Below are 24336 nucleotides of genomic sequence, written 5' to 3'. Positions count from 1 at the left end.
GTGTTTAGCATCGGGTGGTACCCGGCCGAACCGTGCACGGCAGCCCTTTGTGCACGGCGAGACGGGTCTGTAACGGCTTTTCAGGCTCGTAAGAAGGCACCGTATGCGCCCATATCACGTAGCGATCGTCGGTTCTGGCCCCTCTGGATTCTTTGCTGCCGCATCGCTACTGAAGTTCGCCGATCCGCCCGACTCCACGCGTGATGTACGCGTCGACATGCTCGAGATGTTGCCGACCCCCTGGGGGTTGGTGCGCTCCGGTGTCGCGCCCGACCATCCGAAGATCAAGTCGATCAGCGCCCAGTTCGACAAGACCGCGGCCGATCCGCGGTTCCGGTTCTTCGGCAACATCAAAATCGGTGAACACGTCAGTCCGGCCGAACTGGCGCAGCGCTACGACTCCGTGATCTACGCCATCGGTGCGCAATCCGACCGATCGCTGCGCATCCCCGGGGAAGAGTTGCCGGGCAGCGTGGCGGCGGTGGATTTCGTCGGCTGGTACAACGCCCATCCCCATTTCGACGGCATGGCGCCGAACCTGTCCGGGGGGCGCGCGGTGGTGGTGGGCAACGGCAACGTGGCCCTCGACGTGGCGCGCATCCTGGTCAGTGATCCCGAGGCGCTGGCCAACACCGACATCGCCGACCACGCACTGACCTCACTGGACACCCGCGGGGTGGAAGAGGTGGTGGTGATCGGCCGCCGGGGTCCGCTGCAGGCCACATTCACCACGCTGGAGCTGCGTGAGCTCGCTGATCTGGAAGCGATGGCCGATGTCGACGTCATCCTCGACCCGGCTGATTTCGCCGATATCACCGACGACGATCTGGAAGCTGCCGGCAAGACCGTCAAACAGAACATCAAGGTGTTACGCAAATACATCGATCAACCCCCGCGAGAAGCCAAGCGGCGCATCGTGTTCCGCTTCTGCACCTCCCCGATCGAGCTACACGGCGAAGATCGGGTGGAGTCGATTGTGCTGGGGCGCAACGAACTTGTCCGCGATGCCGATGGTCGCGTGGTGGCCAAGGACACCGGTCAGCGCGAGGAGTTGCCTGCCCAGTTGGTGGTGCGGGCGGTCGGATACCGCGGGGTGGCCACCCCCGGGCTGCCGTTCGACGAACGCTCGGGCACCATTCCGCACACCGACGGCCGCATCGACGGCAGCCGCAACGAATACGTGGTGGGCTGGATCAAACGGGGCCCCTCGGGCGTCATCGGCAGCAACAAGAAGGATTCGCAGGACACCGTCGACACGCTGCTCGAGGATCTACAGACCGGTGGGGTCGACGATCGGGGCCCTGACTACGGCGAGGAACTGGCCGAATGGCTGCTGGCGCAGCAACCCAAGCTCGTCACCGGCGAGCACTGGAAGTTGATCGACGCCCATGAGCGCGCGGCCGGCGAGCCGACCGGCCGGCCCCGGGTGAAGTTGGCGAGTGTGGCGGAGTTGCTCCGCGTGGGGCACGCCTGAGCGGTCAGACCGTGGGCGATTCCGGCATCGGCGGCGGTTCCGGCGGGGCGAACGCCCACTTGTCCGGGTTACCCGGCGAATAGACCACCGGGATGAGCGCTCCCATGGTCGGCCAGCTCTCGACGTCGACGGCCATCCGCTGATAGACGACGTGCTCGCTGACCGTCGGGCCGGTGATGACGCCGGTGATGGTGACGAACTGCTCCCCCGTCGCATCCGGACGCGGACTCACCCCCGTCACCAGCAAAGTGCCGTGCGCCAGTTCGCCGCGAATCCCCCGGCGCCGCATGATCCGTGGCGCCAGCAGCAGCACGATTGCTCCCACGAGCAGGAGGAGTATGCCGAATTCCCACACCAGGCCATGGTAGGACTTTCGGCATGAGCACCATCGCAGATGACCTCACCCTGGCCCTCGAATTGGCCGATCAGGCCGACGCGTTGACCATGGACCGCTTCGGCGCCCTCGATCTGCACATCGAGACCAAACCTGACCTGACCCCGGTCACCGATGCTGACCGGGGGGCTGAGGAAGCACTGCGCGCCTCGCTGGCCGCGGCCCGCCCGGATGACACGGTGTTCGGCGAAGAGTTCGGCGGCACAACGACTTTGACCGGACGTCAATGGGTCATCGATCCGATCGACGGGACCAAGAACTTCGTCCGCGGCGTCCCGGTGTGGTGCACGTTGATCGCCTTGCTCGCCGACGGCGTGCCGGTGATCGGGGTCGTCAGTGCGCCGGCGCTGGCGCGACGCTGGTGGGCCGGCCAAGGTCAGGGCGCATTCGGCTCGTTCGCCGGGGCAACCCGCAAACTCTCGGTGTCCGGCGTCGGCGATCTGGCCTCGGCCAGCCTGTCCTACTCGGACCTCACCACCGGATGGGAGGATCGCAGGGCGAGCTTCGTCGCACTGACCGACGAGGTGTGGCGCGTGCGCGCCTACGGCGACTTCTGGTCGTACTGCATGGTCGCCGAGGGTGCGGTCGACATCGCCTGCGAGCCCGAGGTGAAGCTCTGGGACATCGCTCCACTGGACATCCTGATCCGCGAGGCCGGCGGCACGTTCACCGGCGTCGACGGCTCGCCCGGCCCGCACGGCGGCAGCGCGCTGGCCACCAATGGATTGCTGCACGAAGCGGTGCTGACCAGGCTTTCTGCCGGCTGAGCCGGCACCCCCCGCGGGGTGTGAGGTTGGTAACAGATGCCATACCTTACTCCGGAGTAAGATACGGTCAGATGCGTCGCCACGACCAGTCGCCACGACCAACAGAGGCAGCCAATGACCAACACCCTGCCGTCCAAGAACGGCACCACTCCCCGTCCCTCACACCCCGGCCGGCAAAGCGCGGTCGGCCTGCACAAGCACAAGCGGACCGCGACCGACATCGGGTTGGCGCTGATCACTCCCATCGTCGGCCAGGAGTTCCTGGACCGCTACGGCCTGCGTGACCCGCTCAACCGCGGCCTGAAATACGGTGTGAAGCAGGTGTTTTCGACCGCAGGGGCGGCCACCCGGCAGTTCCAGCGGATCCAGGGCCTCGGCAAGGCGCCCACCCGGCTCAAGGCCAGCGGGTCGGACTACTTCGATCTGACCCCCGACGACGACCAGCAGATGATCGTCGAGACGGTCAAGGAGTTCGCCGAGGAGATCCTGCGTCCGGCCGCCCACGACGCCGACGAGGCCGCCGCCTATCCCGCCGATCTCATCGACAAGGCCGCCGAGTTGGGCATCACCGCGGTCAACGTGCCCGAGGACTTCGACGGTATCGCCGAGCACCGCAGCACGGTGACCAATGCGCTGGTCGCCGAGGCACTGGCCTACGGCGACATGGGCCTGGCCCTGCCGATCCTGGCCCCCGGCGGCGTCGCGTCGGCCCTGACCCACTGGGGCAGCGCCGATCAGCAGGCCACCTACCTCAAGGAATTCGCCGGTGAGAACGTGCCACAGGCGTGCGTGGCCATCGCCGAACCGCACGCCCTGTTCGACCCGACCGCACTCAAGACCACCGCGGTCCGCACCCCCAGCGGCTACCGCCTGTCCGGCGTCAAGTCGTTGGTGCCGGCCGCCGCTGAGGCCGAATTGTTCATCGTGGCAGCGCAATTGAACGGCAAGCCGGCGTTGTTCATCGTCGAGGCCTCCTCACCGGGGCTCACGGTCAAGGCCGATCCGAGCATGGGCATCCGCGCGGCCGCCCTCGGCCAGGTCGAGCTCGACAACGTGGCAGTGCCGCTAAGCAACCGCCTCGGTGGCGAAGAGATCACAGCCGAGGCCTCCGCTGAGAATTACAGCGAGGCAATCGCGCTGTCCCGGCTGGGCTGGGCCGCGCTGGCCGTCGGCACCTCGCACGCGGTGCTCGACTACGTCATCCCCTACATCAAGGAGCGCACCGCCTTCGGCGAGCCGATCGCGCACCGCCAGTCGGTGGCGTTCATGACCGCCAACATCGCCATCGAACTCGACGGCCTGCGGCTGATCACCTGGCGTGGCGCCGCGCGCGCCGAGCAGGGTCTGCCGTTCGCCCGCGAGGCGGCACTGGCCCGCAAGCTCGGCACCGACAAGGGCATGCAGATCGGCCTGGACGGCGTGCAGCTGCTGGGCGGCCACGGTTACACCAAGGAACACCCGGTCGAGCGCTGGTACCGCGACCTGCGGGCCATCGGCGTCGCCGAGGGCGTCGTGGTTATCTAGCCAGCAGCCATTCCCGATATCTGAACCGAAAGACCAATCATGGCAATCAATCTGGAAATGCCCCGCAAGCTCCAGGCGGTCATCGAGAAGGGCCACCAGGGCGCCGCCGAGATGCTCCGGCCCATCTCCCGCAAGTACGACCTCGCCGAGCACGCCTACCCCGTCGAACTGGACACCCTGGCCACGCTCTTCGAAGGCATCTCGAGCGCCAAGACCATCTCGTTCGCGGGCGCCGAGGCGTTCCGCGACGACGCCAACACCAAGGGCGAAAAGGTCACCGTCAACGGCGCCAACATGTCCGCGCTCCTCAACGCACTGGAGATCAGCTGGGGCGATGTCGCCCTGCTGCTCTCGGTGCCGCGTCAGGGCCTGGGCAACGCCGCCATCTCGTCGGTGGCCACGCCCGAACAGCTCGAGCGCCTGGGCAAGGACGTGTGGGCCGCGATGGCCATCACCGAGCCCGGCTTCGGCTCGGACTCCGCGGCCGTCACCACCACCGCGGTGCTCGACGGCGACGAGTACGTGATCAACGGCGAGAAGATCTTCGTCACCGCCGGTTCCCGCGCCACTCACATCGTGGTGTGGGCGACGTTGGACAAGTCGTTGGGCCGCGCGGCGATCAAGTCGTTCATCGTGCCCCGCGAGCATCCCGGCGTCACCGTCGAGCGCCTGGAGCACAAGCTCGGCATCAAGGCATCCGACACCGCGGTGATCCGCTTCGAGAACGCCCGCATCCCCAAGGACAACCTCCTGGGTGACCCGGAGATCCACGTGGAAAAGGGTTTTGCCGGGGTCATGGAGACCTTCGACAACACCCGGCCGATCGTGGCGGCCATGGCCGTCGGTATCGCCCGCGCCGCCCTGGAGGATCTGCGCGCCATCCTCACCGACGCCGGTATCGAGATCTCCTACGACAAGCCCGCGCATGCCCAGAGCGCCGCCGCGGCGGAGTTCCTGCGCATGGAGGCTGACTGGGAGGCCGGATATCTGTTGACGGTGCGGTCGGCATGGCAGGCCGACAACAGCATTCCGAACTCCAAGGAAGCCTCGATGGGTAAGGCCAAGGCCGCCCGGGTGGCCAGCGACATCACGCTCAAGGCCGTCGAAATGGCCGGTACCACCGGATATTCCGAGCAGACCCTGCTGGAGAAGTGGGCCCGCGACTCGAAGATCCTCGACATCTTCGAGGGCACGCAGCAGATCCAGCAGTTGGTGGTGGCCCGCCGCCTGCTTGGCCTGTCCTCGGCCGAGCTGAAGTAGTCCCCTCTTCTGCGCGAGCAGACGCAAAGACCCCCGAAATCGGCACATTTCGGGGGTCTTTGCGTCTGCTCGGCCAATAAGGTGAGCGTCATGGACACGTTTCAGGCGCTCATCGCGCGGCAAGACGGGGACCGGATCGCCGCGGCGGTCGAAACACTGCAGGCATCAGATCTGCCGGCCGGTGAGGTCACCATCCGGGTGCACTATTCCAGCGTCAACTTCAAGGATGCGCTGGCCCTGACCGCCAAAGGCGGTGTGGTGCGCGACTATCCGATCGTCCCGGGCATCGACCTCACCGGTGAAGTGGTCAGCTCGGATTCCCCGGACTTCACCCCGGGCGATCTCGTGCTGGCCCACGGCTATCAGATCGGCACCGGACATCACGGCGGCTACGCCGAGTACGCCCGATTGCCCGCCGATCAGGTGGTGGCGCTCGGACCGCTGACCCCGCGCGAGGGCGCGGCGATCGGCACGGCCGGCTTCACCGCGGCGTTGAGCGTACTGACTCTTGTCAGCCGCGGAATCCGCCCGCCGCACGGTCCCATCGTGGTCACCGGCGCGACCGGCGGAGTAGGAACGGTGAGCGTCGATCTCCTCGCCGGCGCCGGCTATCACGTGGTGGCCTCCACCGGAAAGGCTGATCGGGCCGACCAGCTACGCGCGCTGGGCGCCGCCGAGGTGATCGGCCGCCTGCCGGCCGACGCCGATGCCAAACCGCGGCCCCTGGGCAGATCCAAGTGGGCAGCCGCGGTGGACTGTGTCGGCGGGGCGACCCTGGCCGATGTGCTCAGCACTCTGGAGTACGGCGGCGTGGTCGCCGCCAGCGGGCTCACCGGCGGTGCGGCGCTGAACACCACCGTGATGCCGTTCATCCTGCGCGGAGTGTCGCTGGTCGGCATCGACTCGGTGCAGATGCCGATCGGACCGCGGCGAGAAGTCTGGCGCCAGCTGGGTGAGCAGCTCAAACCGCGTCACCTCGCCGATGTCACGACCGAGGTCGACGTCAGAGATGTCGTCGGTGTGATCGACGAAGTGCGGGCGGGCCGGCATGCCGGGCGCGCGGTGGTGAAGGTCGCCGGCGGGTTCTAGGCTCGTCGCCCAACAGGCACAAAATTGCCCCAGATCCGAAGATCTGGGGCAATTTTGTGTGTTCGCGGAGGCTGGTTAGCCGAGCACCCGCTGCAGGTCGGGAACCATGGCCTGCAGTTCGCGAGCCCAGTAGGCCCAGTTGTGCGTGCCGTTGTCCGGGAAGTTGAACACCGCGTTGTTACCGCCGGCCGCGATGTAGTTGTCGCGGAACGTCTCGTTGGTGCGGATGGTCAGCCCCTCCAGGAAGGTGGCCGGCAGATCGCCGCCGCCGAGCTCGTTCGGCTTGCCGTTACCGCAGTAGATCCACAGGCGGGTGTTGTTGCCCACCAGCGTCGGGATCTGCACCATCGGGTCGTTGCGCTTCCAGGCACTGTTCGGATCCTCCGTCGGACCCCACATGTCGTTGGCCTTGTAGCCACCGGCGTCGCCCATGGAGATGTTGATCAAGAACGGCCACCAGCCCTCGGAGGGGTTCAGGAAGCCCGACATCGAGCCGGCGTAGATGAACCGGTCCGGGTGGTAGGTCGCCAGGATCAGCGCGGCCGAGCCGGCCATCGACAGACCGATCGCGGCGTTGCCGTTGGCTGCGACGTCGCGGTTGGCGGCCAGCCACTGCGGCAGCTCGCTGGTCAGGAACGTCTCCCACTTGTAGGTGACGCAACCGGCCTTGCCACATGCCGGGGAGTACCAGTCGCTGTAGAAGCTGGACTGGCCACCGACGGGCATGACCACCGACAGGCCGCTGTCGAGGAACATCTCGAACGCGTTGGTGTTGATGTCCCAGCCGTTGAAGTCGTCCTGAGCACGCAGGCCGTCGAGCAGGTAGACCGCGTGCGAACCCGGGCCACCGCTCTGGAACTGAATCTTGATGTCGCGGCCCATCGACGGCGACGGGACCATCAGGTACTCGACAGGCAGACCTGGCCGGGAGAAGGCTCCCGCGGTCGCCGATCCGCCGACGACGCCGATCAAGCCAGGCAGCAGAAGTGCCGCCATGGCCGCCACCGTCATCCGGCGGGCCCAATGGCCACGAATCTTGTCAATGAAGGTCATACTGCGAATCCATCCGTCTTCCGGTCAATTACGCGCTGCGCGCGATCAGCGATGAGTGTCGCCAAGCGACACCGCAGCTATGATCCGCTGCGCTGTCGCGCCCGCTCTCCGTCGCCGGACGCCTGTAGAAGGCGCAAGCGGAGCGGACCGAAGAATTCAGTTGTTGCGCCTTGAGTAAATCACGGTGCTGCGACAGGGGAAAACTCGCCGCGCGTCGGCGAGCTGCGGATCTGCCGCTTTCGAAAAGTGAATTCGTCTTTATTTCCAACCCGCGAGCACCGCGCCTACCTCGGAAAACACTCGAATAGGCCCGCCGGCGCCGACGGCCACCGAGGACCGTCGATACCTATCCGTTCACAACCGGTGTCCGGACGGTTATCCGATCGTCGTCAACCAGTTCTCAAAATGCCGGGCACCGTCGACGGTGCGCTTCACCGCCACAGACCATACAAAAAAGTATGGTAACTTTCCGGCCATGCCTTTGCCGCCCATCGCCGACTGCGTGATCACCCCGGAATTCGTCGCACGCCTCGCCGACCGTGCCGCCGAGGCCGAAGAGTTACGCCGCCTTCCGGACGCGACCGTCACCGATCTCGTCGACTCCGGATTCACCGAACTGCTGGTGCCGGCCCGATTCGGCGGACGCCAGGCGGCATTCCCGGCGATCCTGGATCCGGTGCGGCAGATGGCGCACGGTTGCACGTCGAGCGCCTGGACCATCGGCTTTCTGGCGTTACACAACTGGATGCTGGCGCTGTTCGGCGAACAGGCCCAGCAGGAGGCCTTCGCCGATCGCCCCTTCCTGGCCCCGGCTCCCCTGGCCCCGACCGGACGGGGTCTGCCCGTCGAGGGCGGCATCCGGCTGACCGGCCGGTGGTCGTGGGCCACCGGCGTCATGCACGGGAATTGGATCATCGTGGCGGCCCTGTGCGGTCCCGACGATGCGCTGTACCCGGCGCTGGCGTTGCTGCCGATCGGTGACGTGTCTGTCGCCGACGTGTGGCACACCGACGGCATGCGCGCCACCGGATCGAACGACGCCATCGCCTCCGACGTCTTCGTCCCCGAACACCGACTGGTCAAGGTCCTCGACATCTACTCCGGAACCGCTCCGGGCGCCGGATTGCACGGTTCCGGATTGGAGAGCACCGCGTACCGCTGGCCGATGGTGCCCGCACTGGCGTTACTCGCGGCGATGCCGGCGCTGGGCAGCGCCGAGCGGGTGATCGAGATCTACGCCGAGCGCCTCGGTGAACGCGTCCTGCCCTACGAAGGCGTCATGCAGAAGGACAAACCGATCGCCCAGGCACACCTGGCCGAGGCACAGGTGCGGATGCGCGCCGTGCGCGCCCTGCTGGCCGATACCGTCGGTGAGATCGAAGGCATCGTGGCGGCCGGTGATTCGGTGGAGAAACCGGTACGGGCGCAGGCCCGGCTGGCCGCGGCGCACATCGTCAGCGAATCACGATCGGTGATCTCGGCGTTGATGGGCGCCGGCGGCGCCAGCATCCACTTTCTGTCCAACCCGTTGCAGCGCTTCAAGCGCGACGTCGACGTGCTCTCGGGGCATGTGGTGTTCGACTACGACACCAGCCGCGAGCTCGCCGGCGCGCTCGCGTTGGGCATGAAGATTCCTCGCACGTCGATGATCTGAGGCAGTCGATCAGACCGCTGCTCAGGTCTGGGCCGGACTACTGGCCAGTGCTTCGGTGACCGCTTCGCAAAACGCCGGGAGATCGTCCGGGGAGCGACTGGTGATCAGATTGCCGTCGACACAGACCTGCTGGTCGACCACGGTGGCACCGGCGTTGCGCAGGTCGGTACGGATACTCGGATAGCTCGTCAGCGTGCGGTCGCCGACGACGCCGGCCTCCACCAGCGTCCACGGACCGTGGCAGATCGCCGCGACGGGCTTGCCGGACCGCACGAAGTCGCCGACGAAGGCCACGGCCTTCTCGTCCAGTCTCAATTTGTCCGGGTTCACGGTGCCACCGGGCAGGATCAACGCATCGAATTCGTCGACCCGGACGTCGCCGACCTTGCGGTCCACCCCGAAGGTGCCCGCCGGTTCGAGATCGTGATCGCGCGCCTGGATCTCGCCGTCCGCCAGGGACAACAGTTCAACGCGACCGCCCGCGTTCTCCACCGCGGTGCGTGGCTGTTCGAGTTCGACGCGCTCCACCCCGTCTGCGGCGAGAATCGCGACCCGACGGCCTTCCAATTCCTTGAGCATCTTGAAGATCCTTTCGTTCACGCCCGTCCAACAGCGGCCAGATGGCCTGCGCCCCGGAGGGATTCGACGTGCCGGCGCGGGGAATTCGTGACCGGTGGCTACCCCGGGATGCCGAACCCGAAACGCCGAGATCGATCGCCGCAGACCCTTGCCAACCGACCTGAACAAAAAGTAAAGTCACTTTCAGTTTTATTGCGACCTTCCGGGGAGTTGAGCATGGAATCCTTCGTTCACCTGCGTAAAGGCAAGACCCCCAAGCGGGTGCACGCCGACCTCGACGGACTCAAAGACGATGAACTCGGCCGGGGCGGCTTCGTCGGCCGCACCGCCAACATGTACCGGCGCAACGACCCCACCGCCTACCGCAGCGTCGGTCCCCTGCGCCCCACCGACGTGCTCTCCAGCGAGCTCAAGCCCAGCGACGCCACCGACGCCCAGGGCGGTCCGCTGTTGATGTTCTCCAATGCCGACTGCCAGGTCCTGTTCTCGCGGCGGACCGAGGAGATGCCGTTCTTCGTCCGCTATGTCGACGGCGACCTGTTGATCTTCGTCCACAAGGGTGCGGGTCTGCTGGAGACCGAGTTCGGTCCGTTGCGCTACCGCGAGGGCGACTGGGTGTACATCCCGAAGGCCTGCACGTTCCGTCAGGTGCCCGATGAGGAATCGACCTGGCTGATGATCCAGGCCACCGACGATTTCCGGGTACCCCCGGCCGGCACCCTGGGTCGGCACTTCCCGTTCGATCCGGCGCAGGTCACCATCCCCGAGCCGGCGCCCATCGAAACCGGCGACGGCCCGCAAAAAGATGGAGAGTACGAGGTCCGCCTGATTCATGACAGCGGCCCCACTTCCCTGTTCTACCAACACAATCCTCTTGACGTGGAAGGCTGGCGGGGCGACAACTTCCCGTTCACCTTCAACATCGAGGACTACACCGTCATCACCTCCGAGAGCGTGCACCTGCCGCCGACAGTGCATCTGTTCATGCAGGCCACCGGGGTGTACGTGATGAACTTCCTGCCCAAGCCCGCCGAGAGCGTGCCGGGCACCGAGCGCACGCCGTGGTATCACCGCAACGTCGACTATGACGAGATCGCGTTCTTCCACGGCGGTTCGCTGTACGGAATCCCGATGCCGCCCGGGCTGGTTTCCCATGCGCCGCAGGGTGTCCACCACGGTGCACCGGAGAAGGCGCGGGAACGCGCGCGCCGCAAGTTCGACGACTACGACCGGGTGGACTGGTCGGTGATCGCGATCGACACCCGTCGTCGTCTCATCCCGTCCGCCGAAATCCTCGCCAACGATCTGGGGCAGCACTAGAGATGTCAACCGTAGAAGCACCTGTGAAGCACGAGTACAACCGCATCCCGTATCTGGTTGCCTACCAGAACAACTCGTCGGTGCGCGACGTGTACGGCGGAGTGGCCGAACTGGTCGTGCTGGAGAGCTATCTGCTCAAGCCGAAGGCCAAGCCGAGCGACACGGTGCTGGTGTTCATGCACCCGATCGGCGGCGGCGCGTACCTGCCGATGATCAATGCGCTGGCCCGGGCCGGCCACCACGTCATCTACTGCAACAGCCGGTTCCGCGGCACCGACTCGGCCCTGCTGATGGAGAAGGTGGTCGAGGACCTCGGCGAGTGCATCAAGGACGCCAAGAACCGACTGGGTTACGACAAGGTGGTGCTGGCCGGTTGGAGCGGCGGCGGCTCGCTGTCGGTGTTCTACCAGCAGCAGGCGCAGAACCCGACCGTCACGGCCAGCCCGTCCGGCGACGGACCCGATCTGACCAAGCTCGGTCTCATCCCCGCCGACGGCATCATGCTGCTGGCCGCACACATCAGCCGGCACGGCACCATGACCGAATGGATGGACGCCTCCATCCTCGACGAGAACGACCCGACCAAGCGGGACCCGGAGCTGGACCTCTACAACCCGGACAATCCGAACCAGCCGCCGTACACGCCCGAGTTCCTGGAGCGCTATCACGCCGCGCAGATCGCGCGGAACCGGCGAATCACCAAGTGGGTCAAGGAAAAACTGGCCGAACTCAAGGCTGCCGGGCGCCCCGATGATGAGTTCGCCTTCGTGGTGCACGGCACCATGGCCGATCCGCGCTGGCTTGATCCCACCGTCGACCCCAACGACCGCGAGCCGGGCACCTGCTACCTGGGTGACCCCCAGGTGGTCAACATGAGCCCGGTCGGGCTGGCCCGGTTCTGCACCCTGCGCAGCTGGCTGTCGCAGTGGAGTTACGACGATGCCAACGGTGACGCCGTCAAGGCCGGCCCGGATATCGCGGTGCCCGCATTGGTGATCGGCAACCTGGCCGACGACGCCTGCACTCCCAGCCATACCCGTCGGCTGTTCGAGGCGATCGGCCACGAAGACAAGGAGATGCACGAGATCCCGGGCGCCAACCACTACTACTCGGGGCCGGACCAGCGTGGCACGCTGCGCGAGGCGGTCGGTATCTGCACGGACTGGCTGCACCGGCACGGGTTTTCGGCGGAAGGCAGGAGCGCAGCGACCGGGGATCGTGCACAGTGACGACCGGACCTCTGGACGGTATCAGGGTGATCGAGCTCGGCACCCTGATCTCCGGCCCGTTCGCCGGCCGGCTGCTGGGTGACATGGGTGCCGAGGTCATCAAGATCGAGCTCCCCACCACTCCGGACCCGTTGCGCACCTGGGGGCAGGCCGAGCTCGACGGACACCACTTCTTCTGGACCGTGCACGCCCGCAACAAGAAGGCCGTCACCCTGGACCTACGCGCCGCCAAGGGGCGAGAGCTGTTCCTCGAGCTGGTCGCGCAGTCCGACATCATCGTCGAGAACTTCCGCCCCGGCACCCTCGAAAAATGGGATCTGGGTTACGACGTTCTGCGCGAGCGCAATAAGGGCATCATCCTGGTGCGGGTCTCGGGTTACGGACAGACCGGGCCCGACGCCGGTAAGGCCGGGTACGCCTCGGTGGCCGAGGCCTCCAGCGGGCTGCGTCACATGAACGGATTTCCCGGCGGACCCCCACCGCGGCTGGCCCTTTCGTTGGGTGACAGCCTGGCGGGCATGTTCGCCGCCCAGGGCGCCCTGGCCGCGCTGTACCGGCGGACCGTCACCGGCGAGGGCCAGATCGTGGACACCGCACTGACCGAAAGTTGCCTGGCCATCCAGGAATCCACGATCCCTGACTACGACGTCGGTGGCGTGGTGCGCGGACCGTCGGGCACCCGGCTGGAGGGCATTGCGCCGTCGAACATCTACCAGAGCGCCAACGGCAGCTGGGTGGTGATCGCGGCCAACCAGGACACGGTGTTCCGTCGGCTCTGCCAGGCGATGGAGCGGCCTGAACTGGCCACCGACGATCGCTTCGTCAATCACGTTGCCCGGGGCCGTAATCAAGACGAGCTGGACAAGATCATCGGAGACTGGGCAGCCCAGCGTCAGCCGGCCGAGATCATCGGGACGCTGTCGCAGGCCGGGGTGATCAGCGGTCCGATCAACACCGTGGCCGAGGTGGTGACCGATCCGCAACTGCAAGCCCGCGGCATGATCGCCGACCACTGGGACGAACGCGTGCAGCGCAACGTCAAAGGCCCGGGCATCGTGCCGGTGCTGTCGGAGTCCCCCGGCACCATCCGCAACGCCGGTTCCGCTCGGCCCGGCCAGCACAACGACGAGGTGTACGCCGGGTTACTCGGCCGCAGTGCCGAAGAACTGGAATTGCTTCGCACCGAGGGGGTCCTGTGAACCTGCCGGACAAGGTCGACATCCGCGAAGTGTGCCTGCGCGACGGCCTGCAGATCGAAGACCCGATCCCGTTGTCGGCAAAGGTGGCGATCCTCGAAGCCATCGTCGCCACCGGGGCGCGCGAGGTCGAGGCGACGGCATTCGTCTCCCCCTCGAAAGTGCCGGCGCTTTCCGACGCAGCGGAACTCGCCGAGGAACTGCACCGATTTCCCGACGTGGAGTTCTCCGCACTCGTAGCCAGCCCCAACGGTGCCAAACGCGCCATCGCTGCCGGCCTGCGCTCGATCGAATACGTGGTGTCGGCCTCGGACGCCCACTCCCAGGCCAACGTCGGCCGCAGCTCCGCCGAGGCCACCGCGCAGATCGGCGAGATCACGGCCATCGCCGCCGACAGCAACACCTCGGTCGAGGTCATCGTCGCCACCGCCTGGGACTGTCCTTTCGACGGCCCGACCGATCCGCAGCGCGTGCTCGACATCGTCTCGGCCGCCGCGGGTTTCGGCGCCAACCGGATCGCCATCGCCGACACCATCGGCACCACCACCCCGCGCCGGGTGAGCTCGCTGATCGCTCAGGTCCGGCCGCTGATCGGGGACCTGCCACTCGGTGCGCACTTTCACAACACCCGCGGCGCGGGCCTGGCCAGTGCGTACGCAGCCGTGCAGGCCGGAGTCACCCGCCTGGACGCGTCGGTCGGCGGGTTGGGCGGCTGCCCGTTCGCCCCGGGGGCCAGCGGCAACATCGCCACCGAGGACCTCGTCTACATGCTGCGCGACAGCGACATCGCCGTCGACGTCGAACTGCCCGCCGCCATCGCGGCCGCCCGCGTCGCACAGGAAGCGGTCGGCCATGAGCTGCCCAGCGCGTTATTGCGGGCCGGCGACCGGATCTTGAGCTGAGGCGTCGATGACCGCCGCCGAGTTGAGCAGCAAGGGCCGCCAGACCCGGTCCGCCCTCGAGCTGGCGGCCCGAAAACTGTTCGCCGAACGCGGCTTTCACGGCACCACTCTGGCTGACATCACCTCCGCAGCAGGCAAGAGTCCGGCAGTGTTCTATCGCTATTTCAGCGACAAGGAGGACCTGCTGGCCGCACTGGCCGAATCCTTCCTGCACGATGTCGTCGAGCCGTCCGGTCTGAACCTGCACCTGCCCGACTCACCGGAGGACACCGAGTTCTTCACCACCGTCGTCACCGGTTACTGGAACATCTTCAAACAGAACATCGGCATCATGATCGCGGTTGCCCAACTGGCCGCGACCCAGCAGCGTTTTGCCGACGTGCAGAACAAGTTCCGCCGGTTCGGCATCGACATCGTCATCGCTTCGGTGCGCCGCGCCCAGGAGCAGGGACATGCTCAGGGGTTGCACCCCGAACAGGTGGCAGCGGCCATCGCCCTGCTGTTCGAGAACTTCACCTCGGTGTTCGTCGGCAACTCCGGACTGGGCATCGAGATCGACGACGCCGACGCCATCGCCACCCTGTCCACCATCTGGAAGAAAACCTTGTACGGCTTCTGACCCGAGAAAGAGGAATCATCGTGGATTTCGCCTTACCCGAACGTCTCACCGATGTCCTCGCCGAGATGGACGAGTTCATCGAGGCCGAGATCAAACCGCTTGAGCGCGAGCATATCCAGTACTTCGACCAACGCCGGGAATATGCCCGCACCGACTGGGACAACGGTGGCGTGCCCGCCCGGGCCTGGGAGGACCTCCTCGATGAGATGCGTCGGCGTGCCGACGCCGCCGGTTGGTTGCGCTATGGGCTTCCCGCCCGCTTCGGCGGCCGCGACGGCAGTAACCTCGACATGGCGGTGATCCGAGAACATCTCGCGCACAAGGGTCTCGGTCTGCACAACGACCTGCAGGACGAGTCCTCGATCGTCGGAAACTTTCCGCAGGTGATCATGATGGACCGGTTCGGCACCGAAGCCCAGAAAAGCGAATGGGTCGAGGCGATGCTGACCGGGAAGCGGTCGATGGCGTTCGGGTTGACCGAACCCGACCACGGCTCGGACGCCACCTGGCTGGAAACCACCGCCGTGCCCGACGGGGATGGATGGATCATCAACGGCACCAAACGGTGGAACACCGGGGTGCACCGGGCCACCCACGATCTCATCTTCGCCAGAACGTCGGGCAGGACTGGGCAAGCTCAAGGGATCACCGCGTTCCTGGTGCCCACCGACTCACCGGGCTTCACAGTCCCGTTCTACTGGTGGACGTTCAACATGCCGACCGATCACGGCGAGGTGGAACTGAAGGACGTGCGGGTGCCGGCCGACGCGGTGCTCGGCGAGGTCGACCGCGGCTTGGAAGTCGGCCAGACCTTCCTGCACGAGAATCGGATCCGCCAGGCCGCCAGCAGTCTCGGTGCCGCGCAGTTCTGTATCGACCGCGCCGTGGAATACGCCAACCGCCGCATGGTGTTCGGTAAGCCGCTGGCGGTCAACCAGGCGGTCCAGTGGCCATTGGTGGAGCTGCAGACCGAGGCGCAGATGGTACGACTGCTCGTTCGTTACGCCGCAACCCAACTCGATCAGAACCACCACATGGAAGTGTCCGACAAGGTGTCGATGGCCAACTACCGGGCCAACCGGCTGGTGTGTGAGGCCGCCGACCGGGCGATGCAGGTGCACGGCGGGGTCGGCTACAGCCGACACGAACCGTTCGAGCACATCTATCGTCACCACCGGCGTTATCGCATCACCGAGGGCGCCGAGGAGATCCAGATGCGCCGAGTGGCGCAGCGGCTGTTCGGATTCGGCAAGGCCAAGCGGTGACCGATACCGGCGCGCTGACCGCCGGCCTGGTCGATGTCCTGGGCCCGGTGTTGGGGACCGGCGTCGCGGTGGAGAACCTGCGTGAGTTGACCGGCGGAGCCAGCCGCACCACCTGGTCGTTCGACGCCGTCACCGAGCCGGCCCGACGACCGCTGATCCTGCGCACCGGGTCGCCCGATGAGGTGCACGCCGGGATGGAACTGGAGGCCGGCGCGCAGCGAGCCGCTGCCCAGGCCGGGGCGCCGGTCCCCCATGTCCTGGTGGCCGACGATTCCGGTGCGGCCGTGGGTGAACCATTCCTCATCTGCGACTTCATCGGCGGTGAGACGATCGTGCGGCGCATTCAGCGCCGGCTCGACGACGCCCGGCGTGAACGCCTGCTGGCGCAGTGCGCGCAGGCGTTGGCTGCCATTCACCGGGCCGAGCCGCCCACCCTTCCGGGCCTGGCCGAGCAGGACCAGATCGCACAGTGGCGCCGGCAGCTCGACGAGATGGGCGACACCACCGCCACTTTCGAGTGGGTGTTTCGTTGGCTGGCCGCCAATCGGCCACCGGCCTCGCCGCCGCGGTTGGTGCACGGGGACTTTCGGATGGGCAACCTGATCGTCGACGATTCCGGTCTGGCCGCGGTGCTGGACTGGGAGTTGGTGCACATCGGTGAGGTCTACGAAGATCTGGCCTGGTTCTGCATCCGGGCGTGGCGATTCGGGGCGCCGGCCGACCGTGGCGCGGGCAGCCTGGGCAGCATCGAGAGCTTCCTGGACGCCTATGAGCAGGCCGGCGGAATCAGCCTCGACCGCTCCGCGATCCGCTGGTGGCTCGTGGTGGCCACGCTGCGCTGGGGCATCATCTGCCGCTATCAGGCCGAGCGGCACCTGAGCGGACAGACCCGGTCGGTGGAGTTGGCCACGATCGGTCGTCGGGTCTGCGAAACCGAGTGGGACCTGTTGGGTCTGCTGGACGGGAGCACCTGGTGAGCAACCTGCATGGACGACCGAGCGCGGCCGAACTCGTCGCCGCGGTCGCAGAGTTCCTCGATACGGAGGTGCGGGACAGTGAGACGGTCGCCGCGCCGGTCAGATTCCAGGCCCGCGTCGCCGCCAATGCGCTGCGCATGGTCGAACGCGAACTCCTGGCCGTCGATGCACCCGAGGCAGCCGCGGCGGCGTTGGGCGCTCTCGGGTTCACCGACGAGGCCGCGTTGGCCGCGGCCATCCGTACCGGTGACCTCGATGACCGAGGCGAGCAGGTGGCCGCGTGCCTGCGCGTTCTGGTCGGGCAACGACTTGCCGCCGCGCATCCCGGATACGAACAGCCATGACCTTGACTTTGACCATGACCATCACCATGACGGTGCCGACCCCTGTCCGAGGAGGCCGATGATGTCCCCTACCGACGACACGCTGATCGCCGACGTCGCCGACCAGCTGTTCGACGCGATCGAGCGGGGCGACAAACCCGGCGTGGCCCGATTGTGGGCCGACGACGTCACGGTATGGCACTCCGGCGATACCCGGGACAACGATCGGACCCGCGCCTTGAAGGTGATCGACTGGTTCATCGATGCGACCACCGAGCGCCGCTATCAGGTGCTGGACCGGCAATTCTTCGACGGCGGATTCGTGCAACAGCACGTGCTGTATGCCGCCGGGCGCGGTGGGGCGTCGATCGTGCTGCGGGTATGCATCGTGATCAAAGTGGGTACCGACGGACTGATCCGGCGAATCGACGAGTACTTCGATCCGAAGGACACTGCACCGCTGCTCACCTGAAGCAGTTCGACACAGGGAGGTTTCATGCCCACGCTCGGCGACATCGTGGCCGCGAGCGCCGGAAGCTGGACGCTGGTCCCCGGCCGCTCCCGGGTGACATTCCGGAACAAGACGCTGTGGGGCCTGGCCACCGTCACGGGACGCTTCACCGAATTCACCGGTGAAGGTTCCGCCGGGGCCGACGTGACCGGCCGGGTGGTGATCGCGGCCGCATCCCTGCGCACCGGGATCGGCAAACGCGACGACCACCTGCGGTCCGCCGACTTCTTCGACGTCCAAGCCCATCCCGACATCACCGTTGAGGTGACAGGTTTGCGCCCCGCCGGCGGCGCAGTGCCGCGATTGGCTGCGGTGGTGACGGTGCGGGACGTCTCGAAAACCATCGAAGTACCAGTGGATGTACAGGTGCTCGACGACGGTGCGCTGCAACTCGACGGCCAGGTCTCGGTCGAACGCGCCGAGTTCGGCGTGTCGGGTGACCTGCTCGGCATGATGGGGCCGACCACCACGGTGTCGGCCCAGTTGGTGTTCACCCGGGACTGATGCGCGGCAACAGAATTCAGTCAAGTCCCGCGGCTTGAGGCGTCGTCGGCAGTAGCATCGGCACCATGGCCGGCACCGCGCCGCTGCGCATCCTGGTGTACAGCGACAACCCGCGCACCCGCGAACAGGTACGACTCGCCCTTGGCAAACGTGTGCGGCCGGACCTGCCCGAGCTCGACTATCTCGAGATCGCCACCGCTCCGGCGGTGGTCTCCCAGATGGACGCCGGGGGCATCGACCTGGCGATTCTCGACGGCGAGGCCACCCCGGCCGGCGGCATGGGCGTGGCCAAGCAACTCAAGGACGAGGTCAGCGACTGTCCACCCATCCTGGTGCTGACCGGCCGGCCCGACGACGCCTGGCTGGCCAGCTGGTCACAAGCCGAGGCTGCGGTACCGCACCCTATCGATCCGATCCGCCTGGGCGACGCGGTGGTGTCGATACTGCGCGCGTCGGTGCGGTGAGTTTCAGCGAATTACCCTGTAGCCGTTGACTGTTCACGGCACGGCTGTGGCCGCAGCGACACGCTGCCCCGATATGAAACGATACTAACCAAAATGAGTGGCGTAGGCCGCAAAGCTCGCTAGGCTGTGTGTTAGCTCACATCGACAGGCAGGCGAGGGAGCGATAAGTGGCATGAATTTGTACACGCCCATCCTGGTTCTCGGAGCGATTGCGGCCGCCTTCGCGGTGGTGTCCGTGGGAATCGCGCTCGTCATCGGCCCGCGTCGCTACAACCGGTCCAAGCTCGAGGCCTACGAGTGCGGTATCGAACCGATGCAGCCGGGAGCCGCCGGGGTGACCGGCCAGCGCATGCCGATCCGGTATTACCTGACCGCGATGTTGTTCATCGTCTTCGACATCGAAATCGTCTTTCTCTACCCGTGGGCCGTGGCGTTCGACAGTCTCGGGTTGTTCGCGCTGGTGGAGATGTTGCTGTTCATGCTCACGGTGTTCGTGGCGTACGCCTATGTCTGGCGACGAGGGGGCCTGAATTGGGACTAGAAGAACGGCTGCCCGGTGGAATCCTGTTGTCGACGGTGGAGGCCGTCGCGGGTTACGTCCGCAAAGGGTCGTTGTGGCCGGCAACGTTCGGACTGGCGTGTTGCGCAATCGAGATGATGTCGACGGCCGGGCCGCGCTTCGATATCGCCCGGTTCGGTATGGAGCGGTTCTCGGCTACCCCGCGACAGGCGGACCTGATGATCGTCGCCGGCCGGGTGAGCCAGAAGATGGCGCCGGTGCTGCGGCAGATCTACGACCAGATGGCGGAACCGAAATGGGTGCTGGCCATGGGGGTTTGCGCCTCGTCGGGGGGCATGTTCAACAACTACGCGGTGGTACAGGGCGTCGACCATGTGGTCCCCGTGGACATCTATCTGCCCGGTTGCCCGCCGCGCCCAGAAATGCTGCTGCACGCAATCCTGAAGCTGCACGACAAGATTCAGCAGATGCCGCTCGGGGTGAACCGTGCGGAGGCCATCCGCGAGGCCGAACAGGCGGCGCTGGCCGTGCCGCCGACCATCGAGCTCAAGGGGTTGTTGCGGTGAGCACACCCAACGGGAACGGCACCGACACCGGTGGCGGAGAGGTGATCGGGACCCGTCGCGGCATGTTCGGAGCGGCGGGCACCGGGGACACCTCCGGTTACGGCCGGTTGGTGCGCCCGGTGGCATTGCCCGGCAGTTCCCCACGCCCCTACGGCGGATATTTCGACGAAGTGGTCGACCGGCTCGCCGAAGTGCTGGGCGAGGAGCGCTACGCGGTGTCGATCGAACGCGTCGTGGTCTATCGCGACGAACTCACCTTGGAGGTCAGCCGGGTGCAACTGCCCGCGGTCGCCAGTGTGCTGCGTGACGATCCGCACCTGCGGTTCGAGATGTGCCTTGGAGTGAGCGGTGTGCACTACCCCGACGACACCGGCCGCGAACTGCATGCCGTGTACCCGCTGATCTCGATCACCCACAATCGCAGGATCCGGTTGGAAGTTGCGGCGCCCGACGGTGATCCGCACATCCCGTCGCTGTATGCGGTGTACCCGACCACCGATTGGCACGAGCGTGAGACCTACGACTTCTTCGGCATCGTATTCGACGGGCATCCCGCACTGACCCGGATCGAGATGCCGGACGACTGGGTGGGCCACCCGCAGCGCAAGGACTATCCGCTGGGCGGCATTCCGGTCGAGTATCACGGCGCACAGATTCCGCCACCCGATCAGCGGAGGTCCTACAACTGATGAGCACCGAATCCCCCGTCGTGGTGGTCGGCGGACAGGACTGGGACGACGTGGTGTCCGCGGCTCGTGAGCACGCAGGCGAACGCATCGTGGTCAACATGGGACCGCAACACCCTTCGACGCACGGGGTGCTGAGGCTGATCCTCGAGATCGAGGGCGAGATCATCACCGAAGCCCGTTGCGGGATCGGCTACCTGCACACCGGTATCGAGAAGAACCTGGAGTACCGGAACTGGACGCAGGGCGTCACCTTCGTCACCCGGATGGACTACCTCTCGCCATTCTTCAACGAGACCGCGTACTGCCTCGGCGTGGAGAAACTGCTCGGCATCACCGACGATATTCCGCCGCGCGCCAGCGTGATCCGGGTGATGCTGATGGAGCTCAACCGCATCTCCTCGCATCTGGTGGCGTTGGCCACCGGCGGGATGGAACTCGGTGCGATGAGTGCGATGTTCTACGGTTTCCGGGAACGTGAGGAGATCCTGCGGGTCTTCGAGTCGATCACCGGGCTGCGGATGAACCACGCCTACATCCGGCCGGGCGGACTGGCCGCCGATCTTCCCGACGACGCGGTCAGCCAGGTGCGGGCGCTGCTCGACCTGCTACCGAAACGCTTGCAGGACTTGGAGGATCTGCTCAACGAGAACTACATCTGGAAGGCCCGTACCGTCGGCGTCGGCTACCTCGACCTGACCGGTTGCATCGCGTTGGGCATCACCGGCCCGGTGTTGCGCTCGACCGGGCTGCCCCACGACCTCCGGCGGGCGCAACCGTACTGCGGTTATGAGGACTACGAATTCGACATCATCACCGATGACCGATGTGACTCCTACGGTCGGTACCTCATCCGGGTCAAGGAGATGCGGGAGTCGCTCAAGATCGTCGAGCAGTGTGTCGATCGGCTCGAGAAACTCGGCGACGGCCCCGTGATGATCACGGACAAGAAACTGGCCTGGCCGGCCGATCTCAAGCTCGGGCCCGACGGGCTCGGCAACTCTCCCGAGCACATCGCCAAGATCATGGGCCACTCGATGGAAGGCCTGATCCACCACTTCAAACTCGTCACCGAGGGGATCCGGGTACCAGCCGGGCAGGTGTACGTCGCCGTCGAGTCGCCGCGCGGTGAACTCGGCGTACACATGGTTTCCGACGGCGGCACCCGACCCTACCGGGTGCACTACCGCGACCCGTCGTTCACGAATCTGCAAGCGGTGGCGGCGATGTGTGAGGGCGGCATGGTCGCCGATGCGATCGCCGCGGTGGCGTCGATTGATCCGGTGATGGGCGGGGTGGATCGCTGATGAGCGCTTGCGCGAAGAAGAAACGGCTGATGAGCGCTTGCGCGAAGAAGAAACGGCCTATGAGCGCTTGCGCGAAGAGGAGACGGTACAGGTGACGGAAGTGTTCCTGGAGCTGGGGCAACGCCCCGATGAAGCGGGCCCGCCGATCAACGGGCCCGCCGCATATCCGGACGACGTGGCGGCGCGGTTGTCCGTCGACGCCGAGCAGATCATCGGCCGCTATCCGCACGCTCGCTCCGCCTTGCTGCCGCTGCTGCATCTGGTCCAGTCCGAGGACGGTTGCCTGACACCGGCCGGAATCCGTTTCTGCGCAGCGATGTTGGGCCTGACCGACGCCGAGGTCACTGCCGTGGCCACGTTCTATTCGATGTACCGGCGCACTCCGACGGGCGATTACCTCGTCGGAGTGTGCACCAACACGCTGTGCGCCATCATGGGCGGGGACGCGATCCTGGAGGCGCTGCAAGATCATCTGGACATCCACGCCGGGGAGACCACCGCGGACGGCCGGGTCACGTTGGAGCACATCGAGTGCAATGCAGCCTGTGATTACGCCCCGGTGGTGATGGTCAACTGGGAGTTCTTCGACAACCAGACTCCGTCGTCGGCGCGGGATCTCGTCGACGGCTTATGCGGCGGGGAACCGCCGGCGCCGACGCGCGGCGCGCCCTTGTGCACCTTCAGGGAAACCGCGCGCACGTTGGCCGGGTTGAGCAACCCACACGTCCCCGGCGGCGCCCCGGGGGCGGCCTCGTTGGCCGGACTACGCGAGGCCGGCCACCGCGGAATGTCCACTCCGGAGGCAGGACCGACCGCATGACACCACTGACCCCGGTACTCAGCCGATTCTGGGACGAACCAGAACCGTGGACGTTGGACACCTATCGTCGCCACGGCGGTTACCGGGGATTGGAGCGGGCGCTGGCGATGGGCCCGGACGACGTGATCGCGCTGGTGAAAGATTCCGGGCTGCGTGGTCGGGGCGGCGCAGGGTTTCCGACCGGAACCAAGTGGTCGTTCATTCCTCAAGGCGACGAAGGCGCGGGCGCCAAGCCGCATTACCTGGTGGTCAACGCCGACGAGTCGGAACCCGGCACGTGCAAAGACATTCCGTTGATGCTGACCACCCCGCACTTCCTGGTCGAGGGGGTGATCATCGCGGCATACGCGATCCGGGCCGGCCACGCCTTCATCTACGTCCGCGGGGAGGTGGTGCCGGTGCTGCGGCGCCTGCAGGCCGCGGTCGCCGAAGCGTACGCGGCCGGATACCTGGGCGCCGACATCCTCGGCTCGGGCTTCGACCTGGAACTGACCGTGCACGCCGGTGCCGGTGCTTACATCTGTGGCGAGGAGACCGCACTCCTCGATTCTCTGGAGGGTCGACGGGGCCAACCACGTTTGCGTCCACCATTTCCCGCCGTCGCCGGCCTGTACGCCTGCCCCACCGTGGTCAACAATGTCGAGTCGATCGCCAGCGTGCCCCCGATCATGGCCAACGGGGTGGACTGGTTCCGGTCGATGGGGTCGGAGAAATCGCCAGGCTTCACGTTGTATTCGTTGTCAGGTCACATCAACCGGCCAGGCCAGTACGAGGCACCGCTCGGCATCACGTTGCGCGAACTGCTCGACTACGCCGGCGGCGTGCGCGACGGGCACACCTTGAAATTCTGGACCCCGGGCGGTTCGTCGACGCCGTTGCTGACCGCCGAACACATCGACGTCCCACTGGATTACGAGGGTATGGCCTCGGTCGGATCCATGCTCGGCACGAAGGCTCTGCAGATCTTCGACGAGACCACCTGCGTGGTGCGCGCCGTGCGGCGCTGGACCCAGTTCTACGCCCACGAGTCATGCGGCAAGTGCACACCATGCCGTGAGGGCACTTACTGGCTGGACCAGATCTACGCGCGACTCGAGACCGGTGCGGGCAGCCAGGAAGACATCGACAAGCTGCTCGATATCGCCGACATCGTCTTCGGAAAGTCGTTCTGCGCGTTGGGGGACGGTGCCGCCACACCGGTGATGTCCTCGATCAAGCACTTCCGCGACGAGTACGTGGCACACCTGGACGGGGGCTGTCCGTTCGATCCGCACGCCTCGACGTTGATGGCCACCGAAGGGGCGGGTGCCTGATGTTTTACACCGCGAAAAGG

The 24336-nt window shown here is 66.3% G+C and carries 26 protein-coding genes; 23 read left to right on the top strand and 3 right to left on the bottom strand.

What is annotated here, in order from left to right:
• Positions 1-103 precede the first annotated feature (103 nt).
• Positions 104-1474 carry an FAD-dependent oxidoreductase gene (locus A5740_RS01415; RefSeq protein ID WP_076190876.1) on the top strand — a complete coding sequence of 457 codons (1371 nt, stop codon included), beginning with the start codon at positions 104-106 and terminating at the stop codon, positions 1472-1474.
• A gap of 4 nt (positions 1475-1478) precedes the next feature.
• Here the strand turns inward: A5740_RS01415 and A5740_RS01410 are convergent, their stop codons facing one another.
• On the bottom strand, positions 1479-1829 hold the full coding sequence (locus tag A5740_RS01410) for a hypothetical protein (protein WP_076190874.1): 351 nt from the start codon (positions 1827-1829) through the stop codon (positions 1479-1481).
• Positions 1830-1852: 23 nt separating this feature from the next.
• Between A5740_RS01410 and hisN the strand changes: the two genes are divergently transcribed.
• From hisN to A5740_RS01390, 4 genes are all read left to right on the top strand, one after another.
• The gene (gene hisN / locus A5740_RS01405) at positions 1853-2635 is read left to right on the top strand and encodes a histidinol-phosphatase (RefSeq protein WP_076190873.1); all 783 of its coding nucleotides are present in this window, start codon (positions 1853-1855) and stop codon (positions 2633-2635) included.
• Positions 2636-2749: 114 nt separating this feature from the next.
• Entirely contained in the window at positions 2750-4159 is a 1410-nt protein-coding gene (locus A5740_RS01400; protein WP_076190871.1) for an acyl-CoA dehydrogenase family protein, read from the top strand.
• 39 nt (positions 4160-4198) lie between these two features.
• A complete protein-coding gene (locus A5740_RS01395) occupies positions 4199-5419 on the top strand; it encodes an acyl-CoA dehydrogenase family protein (RefSeq protein ID WP_076190869.1) in 1221 nt (406 codons plus the stop codon).
• Between the two features lie 90 nt (positions 5420-5509).
• Entirely contained in the window at positions 5510-6508 is a 999-nt protein-coding gene (locus A5740_RS01390; RefSeq protein ID WP_076190867.1) for an oxidoreductase, read from the top strand.
• A 75-nt stretch (positions 6509-6583) separates the two neighbouring features.
• Here A5740_RS01390 and A5740_RS01385 read toward each other — a convergent pair whose 3' ends face one another.
• Entirely contained in the window at positions 6584-7561 is a 978-nt protein-coding gene (locus A5740_RS01385) for an esterase family protein (RefSeq protein WP_076190866.1), read from the bottom strand.
• A gap of 475 nt (positions 7562-8036) precedes the next feature.
• Between A5740_RS01385 and A5740_RS01380 the strand changes: the two genes are divergently transcribed.
• Positions 8037-9215, top strand: a complete 1179-nt coding sequence (locus A5740_RS01380; RefSeq protein ID WP_076190864.1) for an acyl-CoA dehydrogenase family protein — start codon at positions 8037-8039, stop codon at positions 9213-9215.
• A 21-nt stretch (positions 9216-9236) separates the two neighbouring features.
• Here A5740_RS01380 and A5740_RS01375 read toward each other — a convergent pair whose 3' ends face one another.
• Positions 9237-9794: a type 1 glutamine amidotransferase domain-containing protein gene (locus tag A5740_RS01375; protein ID WP_076191214.1), complete on the bottom strand. Its 558-nt coding sequence runs from the start codon at positions 9792-9794 to the stop codon at positions 9237-9239.
• A 216-nt stretch (positions 9795-10010) separates the two neighbouring features.
• Between A5740_RS01375 and A5740_RS01370 the strand changes: the two genes are divergently transcribed.
• The 17 genes from A5740_RS01370 to nuoF all read left to right on the top strand — a co-directional run bounded on the left by A5740_RS01370 (position 10011) and on the right by nuoF (position 24316).
• Positions 10011-11114, top strand: coding sequence for a homogentisate 1,2-dioxygenase (locus A5740_RS01370; RefSeq protein ID WP_076190863.1), 1104 nt, complete (start codon positions 10011-10013; stop codon positions 11112-11114).
• A 2-nt stretch (positions 11115-11116) separates the two neighbouring features.
• Positions 11117-12343 (top strand): S9 family peptidase, encoded by a 1227-nt coding sequence (locus tag A5740_RS01365; RefSeq protein ID WP_076190861.1) that lies wholly within the window; start codon positions 11117-11119, stop codon positions 12341-12343.
• Entirely contained in the window at positions 12340-13542 is a 1203-nt protein-coding gene (locus A5740_RS01360) for a CaiB/BaiF CoA-transferase family protein (protein ID WP_076190859.1), read from the top strand. The genes A5740_RS01365 and A5740_RS01360 overlap by 4 nt, the downstream gene beginning before the upstream one ends.
• The gene (locus tag A5740_RS01355; RefSeq protein ID WP_076190858.1) at positions 13539-14441 is read left to right on the top strand and encodes a hydroxymethylglutaryl-CoA lyase; all 903 of its coding nucleotides are present in this window, start codon (positions 13539-13541) and stop codon (positions 14439-14441) included. The genes A5740_RS01360 and A5740_RS01355 overlap by 4 nt, the downstream gene beginning before the upstream one ends.
• Positions 14442-14448: 7 nt before the next feature.
• Positions 14449-15060: a TetR/AcrR family transcriptional regulator gene (locus A5740_RS01350; protein WP_076190856.1), complete on the top strand. Its 612-nt coding sequence runs from the start codon at positions 14449-14451 to the stop codon at positions 15058-15060.
• A gap of 20 nt (positions 15061-15080) precedes the next feature.
• A complete protein-coding gene (locus tag A5740_RS01345; RefSeq protein ID WP_076190854.1) occupies positions 15081-16325 on the top strand; it encodes an acyl-CoA dehydrogenase family protein in 1245 nt (414 codons plus the stop codon).
• Positions 16322-17302 carry a phosphotransferase family protein gene (locus A5740_RS01340; protein ID WP_076190852.1) on the top strand — a complete coding sequence of 327 codons (981 nt, stop codon included), beginning with the start codon at positions 16322-16324 and terminating at the stop codon, positions 17300-17302. The genes A5740_RS01345 and A5740_RS01340 overlap by 4 nt, the downstream gene beginning before the upstream one ends.
• Positions 17299-17646, top strand: a complete 348-nt coding sequence (locus A5740_RS01335; RefSeq protein ID WP_083653898.1) for a DUF6285 domain-containing protein — start codon at positions 17299-17301, stop codon at positions 17644-17646. Before A5740_RS01340 ends, A5740_RS01335 begins: the two co-directional genes overlap by 4 nt.
• A 61-nt stretch (positions 17647-17707) precedes the next feature.
• Entirely contained in the window at positions 17708-18097 is a 390-nt protein-coding gene (locus tag A5740_RS01330) for a nuclear transport factor 2 family protein (RefSeq protein ID WP_076191211.1), read from the top strand.
• Between the two features lie 24 nt (positions 18098-18121).
• Positions 18122-18640, top strand: coding sequence for a YceI family protein (locus tag A5740_RS01325; protein WP_076190850.1), 519 nt, complete (start codon positions 18122-18124; stop codon positions 18638-18640).
• A gap of 65 nt (positions 18641-18705) precedes the next feature.
• Positions 18706-19104, top strand: coding sequence for a response regulator transcription factor (locus tag A5740_RS01320; RefSeq protein ID WP_076190849.1), 399 nt, complete (start codon positions 18706-18708; stop codon positions 19102-19104).
• A 172-nt stretch (positions 19105-19276) separates the two neighbouring features.
• Positions 19277-19645 carry an NADH-quinone oxidoreductase subunit A gene (locus A5740_RS01315; RefSeq protein WP_003881436.1) on the top strand — a complete coding sequence of 123 codons (369 nt, stop codon included), beginning with the start codon at positions 19277-19279 and terminating at the stop codon, positions 19643-19645.
• Complete coding sequence (locus A5740_RS01310; protein ID WP_067769371.1) at positions 19636-20190, top strand: NADH-quinone oxidoreductase subunit B family protein; 555 nt, start codon at positions 19636-19638, stop codon at positions 20188-20190. Before A5740_RS01315 ends, A5740_RS01310 begins: the two co-directional genes overlap by 10 nt.
• On the top strand, positions 20187-20879 hold the full coding sequence (locus A5740_RS01305; protein ID WP_076190847.1) for an NADH-quinone oxidoreductase subunit C: 693 nt from the start codon (positions 20187-20189) through the stop codon (positions 20877-20879). Before A5740_RS01310 ends, A5740_RS01305 begins: the two co-directional genes overlap by 4 nt.
• Positions 20879-22183, top strand: coding sequence for an NADH dehydrogenase (quinone) subunit D (gene nuoD, locus A5740_RS01300; RefSeq protein ID WP_076190845.1), 1305 nt, complete (start codon positions 20879-20881; stop codon positions 22181-22183). Before A5740_RS01305 ends, nuoD begins: the two co-directional genes overlap by 1 nt.
• A gap of 91 nt (positions 22184-22274) precedes the next feature.
• Positions 22275-23003 (top strand): NADH-quinone oxidoreductase subunit NuoE, encoded by a 729-nt coding sequence (gene nuoE, locus A5740_RS01295; protein ID WP_076191210.1) that lies wholly within the window; start codon positions 22275-22277, stop codon positions 23001-23003.
• Complete coding sequence (gene nuoF / locus A5740_RS01290) at positions 23000-24316, top strand: NADH-quinone oxidoreductase subunit NuoF (RefSeq protein ID WP_076190843.1); 1317 nt, start codon at positions 23000-23002, stop codon at positions 24314-24316. The genes nuoE and nuoF overlap by 4 nt, the downstream gene beginning before the upstream one ends.
• The last annotated feature ends 20 nt before the right edge of the window (positions 24317-24336 follow it).

Source organism: Mycobacterium sp. GA-1841 (assembly GCF_001954135.1).
In the GTDB taxonomy this organism is placed as follows: domain Bacteria; phylum Actinomycetota; class Actinomycetes; order Mycobacteriales; family Mycobacteriaceae; genus Mycobacterium.
Note: the sequence above shows the minus strand (reverse complement) of the source record. Positions and strands in the feature narration are given on the sequence as shown.